This is a genomic window from Streptomyces sp. NPDC048659 (assembly GCF_040650575.1).
Taxonomy (GTDB): Bacteria; Actinomycetota; Actinomycetes; order Streptomycetales; family Streptomycetaceae; genus Streptomyces.
Genome location: NZ_JBEZHM010000054.1, coordinates 1 through 12,952, shown reverse-complemented (window position 1 = coordinate 12,952; position 12,952 = coordinate 1). Strand labels below are relative to the sequence as shown.

At 75.0% G+C, this 12,952-nt stretch carries 10 protein-coding genes; 4 read left to right on the top strand and 6 right to left on the bottom strand.

Going from position 1 to position 12,952, the window contains the following annotated elements; translation table 11 throughout:
- Positions 1-90: 90 nt before the first annotated feature.
- Positions 91-1,911, top strand: coding sequence for a S8 family serine peptidase (locus AB0C99_RS31245; protein WP_362482284.1), 1,821 nt, complete (start codon positions 91-93; stop codon positions 1,909-1,911).
- An 85-nt stretch (positions 1,912-1,996) separates the two neighbouring features.
- Here AB0C99_RS31245 and AB0C99_RS31240 read toward each other — a convergent pair whose 3' ends face one another.
- From AB0C99_RS31240 to AB0C99_RS31230, 3 genes are read right to left on the bottom strand one after another with little or no spacing between them, the layout of a single operon-like run.
- Complete coding sequence (locus AB0C99_RS31240; RefSeq protein WP_362482281.1) at positions 1,997-4,129, bottom strand: protein kinase; 2,133 nt, start codon at positions 4,127-4,129, stop codon at positions 1,997-1,999.
- A gap of 51 nt (positions 4,130-4,180) precedes the next feature.
- Positions 4,181-4,504 (bottom strand): hypothetical protein, encoded by a 324-nt coding sequence (locus tag AB0C99_RS31235; protein WP_362482279.1) that lies wholly within the window; start codon positions 4,502-4,504, stop codon positions 4,181-4,183.
- Positions 4,505-4,563: 59 nt separating this feature from the next.
- The gene (locus tag AB0C99_RS31230; protein ID WP_362482276.1) at positions 4,564-4,812 is read right to left on the bottom strand and encodes a DUF6296 family protein; all 249 of its coding nucleotides are present in this window, start codon (positions 4,810-4,812) and stop codon (positions 4,564-4,566) included.
- A gap of 67 nt (positions 4,813-4,879) precedes the next feature.
- Here AB0C99_RS31230 and AB0C99_RS31225 point away from each other — a divergent pair, with 67 nt between their 5' ends.
- The gene (locus AB0C99_RS31225) at positions 4,880-5,299 is read left to right on the top strand and encodes a hypothetical protein (RefSeq protein ID WP_362482273.1); all 420 of its coding nucleotides are present in this window, start codon (positions 4,880-4,882) and stop codon (positions 5,297-5,299) included.
- Between the two features lie 5 nt (positions 5,300-5,304).
- On the opposite strand, the gene AB0C99_RS31220 is transcribed toward AB0C99_RS31225, so the two are convergent.
- From AB0C99_RS31220 to AB0C99_RS31210, 3 genes are all read right to left on the bottom strand, one after another.
- Complete coding sequence (locus AB0C99_RS31220; RefSeq protein ID WP_362482386.1) at positions 5,305-6,090, bottom strand: N-formylglutamate amidohydrolase; 786 nt, start codon at positions 6,088-6,090, stop codon at positions 5,305-5,307.
- A 241-nt stretch (positions 6,091-6,331) separates the two neighbouring features.
- On the bottom strand, positions 6,332-7,366 hold the full coding sequence (locus tag AB0C99_RS31215; RefSeq protein ID WP_362482270.1) for an aldo/keto reductase: 1,035 nt from the start codon (positions 7,364-7,366) through the stop codon (positions 6,332-6,334).
- Positions 7,367-7,476: 110 nt separating this feature from the next.
- On the bottom strand, positions 7,477-9,756 hold the full coding sequence (locus AB0C99_RS31210; RefSeq protein ID WP_362482267.1) for an MMPL family transporter: 2,280 nt from the start codon (positions 9,754-9,756) through the stop codon (positions 7,477-7,479).
- Between the two features lie 175 nt (positions 9,757-9,931).
- Here AB0C99_RS31210 and AB0C99_RS31205 point away from each other — a divergent pair, with 175 nt between their 5' ends.
- Both AB0C99_RS31205 and fusA read left to right on the top strand, forming a co-directional pair.
- Positions 9,932-10,378, top strand: a complete 447-nt coding sequence (locus tag AB0C99_RS31205; protein WP_362482264.1) for a nucleoside deaminase — start codon at positions 9,932-9,934, stop codon at positions 10,376-10,378.
- A 392-nt stretch (positions 10,379-10,770) separates the two neighbouring features.
- On the top strand, positions 10,771-12,822 hold the full coding sequence (fusA, locus tag AB0C99_RS31200) for an elongation factor G (protein ID WP_362482261.1): 2,052 nt from the start codon (positions 10,771-10,773) through the stop codon (positions 12,820-12,822).
- Positions 12,823-12,952: the final 130 nt, after the last annotated feature.

The following is a 12,952-nucleotide window of genomic DNA, read 5'->3' as shown; positions in this document are numbered from 1 at the left end:
CGGTAGCCGTGGCCTGGGATCTTGCGTCCACCCCACACAACACAGGACCCGGACGGCGCCACCAGCGTCTCCGGGCCATCGGAGGACGCATTGTTTTCCCAGATATCCAGCAGGCTGAGACTCCCGATCGCCGCCGCTGCCGTCGTCAGCGCCGCCCTCGCCCTCGCCGCCCCGGCCCAGGCCGCGCCCGCGACCGGCCCCGAGGTCCCCGCCGCCGCGACGAGCGCCCGCACCGCCCCCGCCACCGCCGCGGCGCCGGCCGCCGCCGGTGCCTGGGCCGCCGGCACCCGCGCCTACCTGGTGATCACCGCGCCCGGTGCCACCGCCTCCGCGCAGACGGCCGTGACCGCCAACGGCGGCACCGTCTTCGCCGCCTATGACGCGATCGGCGTCATCGTGGCCCACTCCACCAGCGCCTCCTTCGCCGCCACCATGCGCGGCGTCTCCGGAGTGCAGCAGGTCGGCGCGACCCGCACCTCCGACGTCCCGGCCGACGCCTACAACCCGGCGCTGCCCGCGAACCCGACGCAGTCGACCACGACGCTGACCGAGTCCAACCGCTGGGACATGACCCAGATCAAGGCCGACCAGGCGTGGGCCGTCACCACCGGGTCCGCCTCGGTCAAGGTCGGTGTGCTGGACACCGGCGTCGACGACCAGCACCAGGACATCGCGCCCAACTTCAACGCCGCCGACTCCGTCTCCTGCGCCTACGGCAAGGCGGACACCCGCGCCGGAGCCTGGCGCGACGTCGGCACCCACGGCACCCACGTCGCCGGGACCATCGCCGCCGCCAAGAACGGCAAGGGCGTCATCGGCGTCGCGCCCGGTGTGAAGATCTCCTCGGTCCGCGTCGCGGAGCCCACCAGCAGCCTGTTCTTCGCCGAGAACACCGTCTGCGCCTTCGTCTGGGCCGGTGACCACGGCTTCAAGGTCACCAACAACAGCTACTACACGGACCCGTGGCAGTTCAACTGCCCCGACAACATCGACCAGGCCGCCATCATCGAGGGCGTCCGCCGCGCCCAGGCGTACGCCGAGGGCAAGGGTTCGCTCCAGGTCGCCGCCGCCGGCAACTCCAACTACGACCTGGCGAACAAGACGACCGACACGGAGAGCCCCAACGACTCCACCCCGGTCACCCGCACCATCACCAACGCCTGCCTCGACATCCCGACCGAGCTGCCCGGCGTCGTGACCGTCGCCGCGCAGGCCAGCGGCGGCGCCAAGGCGTCGTACTCCAACTTCGGCAACGGCGTCATCGACATCGCCGCGCCCGGCGGTGACGGCGCGACCCAGGTGTACTCGACGCTCCCGGGCGGCAAGTACGGCAACATGAGCGGCACGTCGATGGCCTCCCCGCACGTGGCCGGTGTCGCGGCCCTCATCGCCAGCGCCAACCCGACGTACACCCCGGCTGACATCCGCAACGCGCTCGGCACCCAGGCGACCGACAAGGCGTGCCCCTCGGACGCCCGTTGCACCGGCACCACCGCCAAGAACGGCTTCTTCGGCGAGGGTTCGGTCGACGCGCTGAAGGCGGTCGGCGGCGGCACCACGCCCACCGGCCCGTACTTCGAGAACGTCAACGACGTCACCATCGTCGACAACGCCACCGTCGAGAGCGCCCTCACCGTCTCCGGCGTCACCGGCAACGCCCCCGCGACCCTCAAGGTCGGCGTGGACATCAAGCACACCTACCGCGGCGACCTCGTGCTCACCCTCGTCGCCCCGGACGGCACCGTGTACCCGCTGGAGGACTTCGCCAACAGCGACAGCGCCGACGATGTCCTCAAGACGTACACCGTCAACGCCTCCTCCGAGGTGGCCAACGGCACCTGGAAGCTGCGCGTCCAGGACATCGCCACGCAGGACACCGGGCGCATCGATGCCTGGAACCTGACCTTCTGATCCATCGTCAGGCGCCCCGCCCCCTCTCTTGAGGGGGGCCGGGGCGTCCTGTCGTTCCCGGCCGCCCGCTGCCCGCATACGCTCTTCAGCGCCAGGCCGGATGCCCCTCCGGCGCGCTCCCCGTCGTGAGCCTGCGCTCGCCCGTCCCGTCGGCCCGCACCGCCCACACGGCCGGCTCCTCGTAGGGCCCCCGGACGAAGGCCACCCAGCGCCCGTCCGCCGACCACGCCGGATCCATATCGTGGGCCCCGGTCACGACCAGCGGCCGGTCCCCGGACCCGTCCGTGCCGACGAGCCGGATGTCGCCCTTCGTCGCGCCCTTGTACGTGCCCGCCGTGTACGCGAACGTGCGCCCGTCCGGCGACCACGCCGCGTCCATCGCCGGGTGCGGCAGCCGGGTCACCCGGCGCGGCGCCCGCCCGGGGTCCGCCGGATCCACCAGGTGGATCTGCCAGTCGCCCGGCGAGACCTCCAGGGATACGGCGATCCGGCTCCCGTCCGGCGACCAGGCCGGGTCCTCCACCTGCCGCGTACCGCTGGTGAGCTGCCGCGCCGAGCCGTCCGCGACGTCCACCGCGAACAGCTGCCGCACCCCGCCCGCCTCGCGCAGGACGGCGAGCCGGGTGCCGTCCGGGGACCAGGAGACCCGGCCGCCCGCGATCGCCGCGATCCGCCGCGCCCCGGAGCCGTCCGCCTTCGCCGTCCACACCGCGCTGCCCCCGGGCGTGACCCGCGTGAACGCGAAGGAGGCCCGGTCCGGCGCCCACTGCGGCAGGATGTCGCACTCCCCGCCCGGCAGCAGCCGCCGCGGCCGGTCCGTCGCCGCGTCGCGGACGGCGATCACCCCGTGGCAGCTCCCCGGCCAGCCGGGCGCGGTGTCCTCCCGTACGAGCAGGGGAGCGGTCGGGAAGGGGGCGGCGGTGGCACCCGTGGACGTCGAGGCGCCGGGCTTCGGGTCGCCCCCGGCGCCGGGAGCCCCCTGCCACGGCCGCCACACCAGCAGCGCCGCCGCCACGGCGCACACGGCTGTCACGGCGGTCACGACCGCCACGGCCCCCGGTGCGGCGCGCCGCCGCCCGGGCCGGGGCGGCGCACCCCTGCCGGGCGGGGGTACGGGGGGCGGGGGCCCGAGCGGGGACGGTACGGGGACGGGGACGGGCTCCGTCGCCGCGGCGGCGACGAGGAGGGTGGCGGGCCGCCCTGAGCCGCCCGACGCGTCGGGCGCTCCGGCACGGTCCCGAGTGGCGTTCCCGGCGGGCCCGGTGTGGTCCGAGGCGTCGTCCCCGGCGCAGGCACCGGCGTCCTCCGAGGCGCCGTGCGGGGCATCCCCGGCTCCCGCAGGGGCCACGGTGTGCTCCGGGCCGCGCAGCAGGCGGGTCGCCGGGTCCGGGAGCCAGCCGCCGTCCGGGCGGTGGTGGACGGTGAGGGAGCGGAGGAAGGCGGTCGGGGTGGGCCGCAGCGCCGGGTCCTTGGCCAGGCAGGCGGCGACGGAGGCGCGCAGCGAGGCGGGGACGGCGCTCAGGTCGGGCTCCTCGTGCACCATCCGGTACAGCCGCCCGGCGGAGGGCCCGTCGCCGTACGGGGAGCCGCCGGCGGCCTGGGCGAGCACGATCCCCAGCGCGAACATGTCGACCGCCGGGGTCACGGCGCCGTCGGTGAGCTGCTCGGGGGCGAGGTAGCCGGGCGTGCCGACCTGGAAGCCGGTCCGGGTCAGGGCGGAGGTGCCGTCCAGGGCCCGCGCGATGCCGAAGTCGATGACCCGGGGGCCGTCCTCGGCCACGATGATGTTGGCGGGCTTGAGGTCGCGGTGGACGACCCCGGCCCGGTGGACGGCCTCCAGGGCCTCGGCGAGCCCGGCGGCGAGGACGGTGAGGGTGTCCTCGGGCAGCGCCCCGACCCGGTCCAGGACGGCGCGGAGGGTGGGGCCGGGGACGTAGGCGGTCACCAGCCACGGGGGGTCGCCGTGCGGGTCGGCGTCGACGACGGGCGCGGTGTGGAAGCCGCCGACCCGCCGGGCCGCCGCGACCTCGCGGGCGAAGCGGCGCAGGAACTCCGGGTCGGTGCCGAGCTCGGGCCGGACCACCTTCACGGCGACGGCCCGGCCGGAGCGGGACCGGCCGAGGTAGACGACGCCCATGCCGCCCTGCCCGAGGCGCCCCACCAGGCGGTAGGCGCCCGCGCCGACGGACTCGGGATCGTACGGTTCCAGCGGCTTCATCCTGCCCCCTCGCGCGACGTGCCGGGGACAGGATCGCGCCATGCGGCCGGATCAGTCCAGGGAGTGCTCCTCCCAGGTCTCGTCGTCGGGGTCGAACTCGGTGTGCGCGGACTCCCAGGTGGCCGAGGCGAGCTCGACGCCGGGGACGGCGCCGAGGAGCGCGACGGGGTCGATGAAGTGGGCGAGGGAGCCCGACGGGTCCACGTCGATGGCCTCGATGGCCTGGGCGCGCTCGTCGTCCTCCAGGTACTCGTCGTCCCGGACCTGGGTGAGGGCGGCGGCCTTGAGTGCCTCCTCGTCGGTGATCTCGGCGACGAGCTCGATGGTGACGCGCACGTAGCGCGGTGCGGACTCGGAAGGGTCGGTGCTGGTCATCCGGGCAGCTTAGGCGACGCGCGCCGCCCGCGCGTCCGCACGGCCGCGGCGCGGGCCCCTCAGCCGGGGGCGTCGGGCAGGGGCCGGGCGACGACGCCGTGCGGGGCGTCCTGGTGCCCGCCGGAGGCCAGGACGCGGACCTCGTCGCGGTCGCTGATCTCGGCGCGGATGATCCCGGTCGGGTCGGCGTACACGGGATGCCCGCCGGGCCCCTTGGCGGCCGTCCGCTCGACGACCACCAGGTCCTCGTCGGCACCGCCGACCCCGGCGAACACCAGCTCGTACCTGCGTGCGCTCACCCGCCCCATTTTACGCTTCTCCGGCCTTTTCCCCAGGTGGGAGCGGCGCCGACGGGCGCCGTGCGAGGATCGCGGGATGCCCCCGGACCAGCCGCGCCCCGCCGCCGACGGCACACCGCTCCCGTACGTACGCTTCCAGTCGCCGCACCGCAACGGGCGCGGGCACTTCACCGGGGTGTTCGGGCTGGCCAACGGGCTCGCGCGGGAGGGCCGCCTGTCGGCCCCGCAGGAGGCGTTCCGGCGCGCCGGCAACCGCTGGTACGACGCCGCCTACCCCGACCCCTCGACGGTGGACCCGACCGTCTACGACGACGCCGTGCACCCGGGCGCCGCCGCCTGGTTCAAGGTCACCGCGACCCACCTCCTCGCCCGGGTCCCCGGCTATCTGGAGATCCTCGCCGCCCACGGCGTGGACTGCCGGACCGCGCGCTCCGCCGACCCCGGCCGGATCGTCTACGAGGACGAGGTCCAGATCGTGGTCGTGCCGTACGGGTAGCCGGCTCAGCCCCCTGCCGCCCTCGCCCCCGTCACCGCGTCGACCAGCGCGGCCAGTGCCGCGCCCAGGGCACGTACGCCCTCGTTCGGGGGGCCGCCGGGTTCGGTCATGTACCGGTCGCGACGGATCTCCACCATCAGGGCGGTCACGCGCGGGTCGCGGCCGTAGTGGGCCAGCGGGACGTACGTGCCCGCGAACGGGGTGTCCGTGCCGACCTCGCCGATGCCCGCGAACGCCTCCCGCGCCGCCGCCAGCAGCGCGGGCGGCGTGTGGAAGGCGTCCGTGCCCAGGCACACCGGCGGCCGGGGGCCCTCGCCGTGCAGCTCGTACGGGAGGGCCCGGGTCGGGTACGAGTGGACGTCGACGATCACCACGCGCCCCGCCGCCGCCAGCCGTTCGGCGACCGCGTCCGTCATCGCCCGCGCGTACGGGGCGAAGTACCGCTCCACCAGAGGCGCCGGGTCGAAGCCGGCCGGCCGCAGCTCGGCCCGGTGCGTGGTGCGGGTGTACACCGCGCCCATCCCGACCGCCAGCATCTCCTCGCGCTCGTCCGGGAACCGCTCCGGATCGACCACCAGCCGCGACAGCCCGTTGACGAACCGCCAGGGCGCGCGGCCCGCCGCCGCTGCCGCCTCGGCGGCGATGTCCTCCGTGTACGCGTCCGTGATGTGGTCCAGCTCGCGGCCCAGCTCCGCGTCGCCGAGCACGATCCCGGAGCGCACGTCCGCCGGGATCGCCCGCGAGGAGTGCGGCACGTGGAGCAGCACCGGCGAGTCCGGCGCGCCGGGCAGGAGCCGGTAGGGCGGGGTGGGGGACGGGAGCGGGGACGGGGACGGGGATGGGGACGGGGGCGGGGCGGGGCGTGGGGGCTGGGTGGTCAACTGGCCTCTTCTCGGGGCGGGTTCCGGGGATACGGGAGTCACGGTGGTCCGGCGGTCCGGCGGTCCGGTGGTCCGGTGGTCCGGTGGCCCGGCGATCCGGTCGTCCGGCGCCCCGGCAGCCCGGCGGGTCCGGCGGTCCGCCGTCCTCGCGCTACGGCAGGGCCTCGCCCCGGGCCGTGATCCACAGCGCGTACCACTCCTCGTGGCTCAGCCGCGGCTCCTCGACCGCCGCGTCCCGGCAGGCCCGGATCCGGGCCGGGGCGCTGGTGCCGACGACCGGGACCACCCGGGCCGGGTGGCGTCGGAGCCACCACAGGACGACGCTCTCCGGGGTCGTGCCCTTCGCCTCCGCCAGCTCGCCGACCAGCGCGGCGGTCGCGCGCTCCTCGGGGGTCTCCTGGCGCCCGCTGTAGCGGCCCTGCGCCAGCGAACCCCACGCCTGAAGCCCGACCCCGTGGGCCAGGCAGTGCTCGACGGTGCCCGCCGGGAAGCCGTTGGCGGCGGAGGCGGGCGTGTTCACCAGCACCCCGTCCTCCAGCCAGTCCCGCCGCCCCAGGCTCATCTCCAACTGGTTGACGGTGAGCGGCAGGCTCAGCCGCTCCTGGAGCCGGGCGATCTGCGGCCCGTTCATGTTGGACACCCCGAACCGGCGCACCAGGCCCTGCCGGTGCAGCGACTCCAGCGCCTCCGCGACGTCCGCCGGGTCGGCCAGCGGGTCGGGGCGGTGCAGCAGGAGCACGTCGAGGACGTCGGTGCGCAGCCGCTTCAGGCTCTCCTCGACCCGCCGCACGATGGTGTCGCCGCGCAGGTCGTACATCCCGGGCCGGTCGCCCTCGGCGAGCCGGATGCCGCACTTCGACTGGAGGGTGACGCGCTCGCGCAGCCCCGGGGCGCGGGCCAGCACCTCGCCGAACGCGGCCTCCGCCTTGCCGTGCCGGTAGATGTCGGCGTGGTCGAAGGCGGTGATCCCGCTCTCCAGCGCCGCCTCGACGGCCGCCTCCGCCGCGTCGATGTCGGCGGCGGTCAGCGGGCTCGGGTCCCAGCTCCCGCCGAGGCCCATGCAGCCGAGGATCAGCCGGTCGGAGGGGAAAGCGGGGGAGACGGGGACAGCGGGGGCGGCGGGGCGTCCGGGGGCGGCGGCCTCGGCGCGGTCGGCCGGGTCGGCGGGGATCTGAGGCTCGGTCACGGGGGCAGCCTGCCACAGATCGTTCATCTGTACGGCGGGGTCCCGCACCGCCTGCCCCCGTCCGCGCCCGCGTGCCCCGGCTCCCCCCCCGACCCGTCCGGCCGGGCCGCTCAGCTGGGCCGGACGGGCGTCTGTGCGTCGCGCTCCAGCGCGGCCTCGCCCTCGGTGTCCAGGTGCGGGAGCGCCCGGTCGAGCCAGCGCGGGGTCCACCAGGCGCGGGCGCCGAGCAGGGTCATCACCGCGGGCACGAGCAGCAGCCGCACGATCGTGGCGTCGATCAGGACGCTCGCCGCGAGGCCGAGGCCCAGCATCTTGACCACGATGTTGTCGGACACGATGAACGCGGCGAACACGCTGACCATGATCAGCGCGGCGCAGGTGATCACCCGGGCGGTGATCTCCAGCGCGTGCGCGACGCTCGCCTTGGAGTCGCCGGTGCGCAGCCACGCCTCGCGCACCCGCGACAGCAGGAAGATCTCGTAGTCCATGCTCAGTCCGAAGACGATCGCGAACATCATCATCGGCACGTAGCTCTCGACCGGCACCTTGCCGGAGACGCCGAGCGCCGGGCCGCCCCAGCCCCACTGGAAGACGGCGACGACGACCCCGTACGAGGCGGCGATCGACAGCACGTTGAGCACGGCCGCCTTGACCGCGACGAGGAGGCCGCGGAAGACGGTCAGGATGACCAGGAAGGCCAGCCCGACGACCACGGCGATGATCAGCGGCAGCCGGCTGGAGACGATGTCCAGGAAGTCGACCTGGGCGGCGGTGGTGCCGGTGACGTAGGTCTGGGCGTCGGTCCCGGCGACCGCCTGCGGCAGCACGTCGTCGACGAGGCGGTCGGTGAGCTGGGTGGTGCGCTCGTCCTGCGGGGCGGCGACCGAGTAGGCCGTGCCGATCAGCACGTCCCCGTCCGGTGTCGTCTGGAGCGGGGTGATGGACGCGGCGTCGGGGACGTTCGCGAGCGACTTCTGGAGCTGGGTGGCGAGCGCGGCGCGATCGGCCTGCGGCACGTTCGTCTGGTCGACGACGAGGGTCAGCGGACCGTTGGCGCCCGGCCCGAAGGCGGTCGAGATCAGGTCGTAGGCGCGCCGGTCGGTGAAGGACTTGGGGTCGGCGCCGTCTCCGATGTGCCCGAGCTGGATGAAGAAGAGCGGGATGGCGAGGATGACGAGGGCCACGACGCCGCAGCTCAGGAAGGTCCAGGGGCGCCGTTCGACGCGCTGCGCGTAGCGGTGCCAGGTGCCGTGCGCGACGGCGCCCGGCTCGGCGTCGGTCTCGGCGACGGGCTTGCGCAGGTGGTAGCGGTCGATCCGGCGGCCGACCAGGCCCAGCATCGCCGGGACCAGGGTCAGCGCCGCCAGCACGGCCGTGACCACGGTGAAGGCCGCCGCGAGCCCGAGTTTGCCGATGAAGCTGACGCCGGACACCCACAGCCCGGACAGGGCGATGATCACGGTGCAGCCGGAGACCAGGACGGCCCGCCCGCTGGTCGTCGTGGCCATGCCGGCGGAGGTGGCCGGATCGTGCCCGTCCATGAGGTTCTGGCGGTGCCGGGTGATGAGGAACAGCGCGTAGTCGATGCCGACACCGAGGCCGATCATGGTGGCCAGCGTCGGCGACACCGTGCCGAAGGTGAACGCCGCCGCCGTCAGGCCCAGCAGGGCGAGCCCGCAGATCGCCCCGATGAGGGCGGTGACCAGCGGCAGCACGGCGGCGATGACGCTGCCGAAGCCGATCAGGAGCACCACGATGGCCACCGCGAAGCCGATCGCCTCACTGGTGCGGTCGTCGGCGGCGGGCCGGGCCAGCTCGCCGAGCGGACCGCCGTACTCGACCGTGACACCGGCGTCGCGCAGCGGCTGTACGGCCGTGTCGACGCCGTTCAGGTAGTCGGTGCCGAGCGTGGACGGCGGCACGCTGAAACGCACGGTGATGTAGGCGGTCTTCCCGTCCGTGGACAGCGGCCCGGTGTCCGGCACGGACGAGGGGCTGGTCGGCGGGGGAGTGCCCGGCGGCGGCAGCGGGTTCTGGGCGTTCAGCACGTCGGGGAGCTTCTGCAGCGAGGCGACCGCCGTGTTCACCGCGGACGCCTCCTGGGTCAGCGGCTTCGCGGGGTCGTTGAGCACGATCTGGGCGCCGTAGCCGCCCGCGGCGGGGTCGTGCGCCTTCAGGACGTCGAGCCCGTCGGCGGACTGCACACCGGGGAGCGTGAAATTGTCCGAGTACTGGCCGCCGACCGCCCGGTTGGCGAACTGCAGGCCGACCAGGGCGGCGAGCCACAGGACGATGACGACGACGAACCGCCGGGCACACCAGTGCCCGAGCCGGTACAGGACACTCTTACGCGGTGCGAGCCCGCCCTTGGCGGGGGCCTGTGCGCTCATGACGTGGTCACGTTCCGGTAGGGGAGTCCCCGAACGGAGGCTGAGGCTACGGTGCCGGGGCTGGTCCGGCGCCGACGGCCGCACTACCTCCTCGGCTCTGCCTCCTCAGCCAATTGTTCGCCCTCGGGGGCCGCTCGGCATCTCGGGGGCGGTCCGCCGGGATAGCCTCCCGGGCATGAACGAGATCACCTCCGCCGACGAGCAGTTGCTGCGTCGCGCGATCGGACTCGCCGCCCGCGCCGTGACCCTCGGCGACGCCCCGTACGGCTCCCTGCTCGCAGGACCCGACGGCACCGTCCTCGCCGAGGACCACAACACCGTCCGCCGCGACGGCGACATCACCGCCCACCCCGAACTGAAGCTGGCCCGCTGGGCGGCCCGCGAACTCGATGCCGAAACGGCCGCCGGCACCACCCTCTACACGAGCTGCCAGCCCTGCGGCATGTGCGAGGGCGCGCTGGTCCGCTCGGGCATCGGACGGGTCGTGTACGCGCTCTCCGCCGAGCAACACGTCGCGCTCCACCCGGAGTCGGGCGCCCGGCCGGTGCTCGACCAGGACGGCCCCGCCCTCTTCGACGAGGCCCGCCGCCCGATCGAGGAGTACTACCGCCCGCAGGGCTGACCCGCCAACCCGCCCCCGGAAAACCGTTGTTCACCCGGGCCGCCCGCTCCCTACACTTCCCGGAGCGGGCCGCCCGGCCCGCCGTGCCACACCCACGGAGCGACGGAGGGAGCCGACCATGCGTGCCGCCATGAGCACCGCCACACCCGTCGTCCCCCGGGTCCCCCGCGACCGGTACGACGTGATCCTGGCCTCTTCGCCCGTCCGGTATCGGCTGCGCGGCCGACACCGCTGACCCGCGACGACGCAGGACGCACACGCATCACGCATCAGGCACCACGCCTCACGCCTCATGCCTCATGCCTCACGAATCACCCCACACCCCACGGTCCGTCCGCCGTCACGGGAATCGCGCTGCCCAGCCACCGCTTCGCACGCGAAAGACCACCATCATGCGTACCTCCGGCACCGCCCGTCCCACCGTCGATTCCGCCGTCCGCAACCTGGGCATCCTGGCCCACGTCGACGCCGGCAAGACGACGCTCACCGAGCGCTTCCTCTTCCTGACCGGCGCGGTCCACAAGCGCGGCGAGGTCCACGACGGCACCACCGTCACCGACTTCGACCCGCAGGAACGCGCCCGCGGCATCACCATCTCCGCCGCGGCCGTCAGCTGCGACTGGGCCGGGCACCGCCTTAACCTGATCGACACACCCGGCCACGTCGACTTCTCCGACGAGGTCGAGCGCGCGCTGCGCGTCCTGGACGGCGCCGTCGCCGTCTTCGACGGAGTGGCGGGTGTCGAGCCGCAGAGCGAGTCGGTGTGGCGCCAGGCCGACCGGCACGGCGTCCCGCGCCTCGCGTTCGTCAACAAGCTCGACCGCGCGGGCGCCGACCTCGACACCGCCGTGGACTCCCTGCGCACCCGCCTCGGCACCGTACCGCTGCCCGTCCAGCTCCCCATCGGCCGCGAGTCCGGCTTCCGGGGAGTCGTCGACCTGGTCCGCCTCAGGGCGTACGAATGGCCCGACGGCGGCGGCCCGTACACCGAGGGCCCGGTGCCCGAGGAGCTGCGCGAGGAGGCCGCGCGGCGGCGGCGCCGGCTGACGGAGACGGTCGCCGAACTGCACCCCGCGGCCCTGGAGGAGTACTGCGAGCACGGCACGCTCGGCGAGGCCACCCTCGCCGCCGCGCTGCGCGAACTGACCCTCTCCGGCGCGGGAGTGGTCGTGCTGTGCGGCTCCGCCTACCGGGACCGCGGGATCGAGCCGCTGCTCGACGCCGTGGTCGCCTATCTGCCGGCCCCGGCCGACCTGCCGCCGGTGCGCGAGGACCGCCCCGCCGACCCGGCGGCGCCGCTCACCGCGCTCGCGTTCAAGGTGGCCGGCACGCCCACCGGCCGCCTCACCTACCTCCGCGTCTACGCGGGAACGCTCCGGAAGGGGGACACCGTGCTCGACACCACCGCGGGCCGCACCGAGCGGATCGCCCGGATCCTGCGGGTCCAGGCGGACCGCACGAGCGAGGCGGACGCGGCCGTGGCCGGGGACATCGTCGCCGTCGTGGGCCCGAAGACGGTCCGCGCGGGGGCGACGCTCTGCGCCCCGGACGCCCCGCTGCTGCTGGAACCGCCGGTCGCCGCCGACCCGGTCGTCTCCGTGGCCGTCGAGGCCCGGCGCGGCACCGACACCGAGCGCCTCGCGACCGGTCTCGCCCGGCTGGCCGAGGAGGACCCGTCGCTGGTCGTGCGCACCGACCCGGAGTCGGGCCAGACGCTGCTGTCGGGCCTGGGCGAGCTGCACCTGGAGGTCGCGGTGGAGCGGCTGCGCCGCGCCCAGGGCCTGGAGGTCACGGTCGGCCGGCCACGGGTCGCGTACCGGGAGACGCCCGCCGGGAGCGTGACCGGGCTCGTCCACCGGCACGTCAAACAGGACGGCGGCGCGGGCCAGTTCGCCCAGGTCGTGCTCGACGTCGAGCCGCTGGAGGACAGCGAGGACAGGGAGGGGGAGTTCGTGTTCCGTTCGACGGTCACGGGCGGGCGGGTCCCGCAGGAGTACGTCCGCGCGGTCGAGGCCGGCTGCCGTGACGCGCTCGCCGAGGGCCCGCTCGGCGGCCATCCGGTCACCGGTGTGCGGGTCACGCTCACCGACGGCGCGACCCATGTGAAGGACTCCTCGGAGCTCGCCTTCCGTGCCGCCGGGCGCTTCGCCCTGCGCGAGGCCCTGCGGACGGGCGGCACGGTGCTGCTCGAACCGCTCGCCGAGGTCACCGTCACCGTGCCCGAGGCGGCCGTCGGCACGGTCCTGGGCGACCTGTCCGCGCGGCGCGGCCGGGTCACCGACTCGACCGCCCGCGGCGGTACGGCGGTGCTGACGGCGACGGTCCCGCTGGCCGAACTCTTCGGCTACGCCTCCCGGCTGCGCGGACGCACCCAGGGCCGCGGCGCCTTCACCAGCCGCCCGGCCGGGTACGCCCCGGCGGGTCAGGGCCAGGGCCAGGGCTAGGGCTAGGGCGCGGAGACGCCGTGGGCCCGGTGCGTGCGGCCGGTGCGCAGGGCGCCGGCGCAGGGCGAGTTGAACGGGTAGCGGTGGACGGAGCCGACCTCGATGGGGCCCTCGTCGCAACAGACCTCGC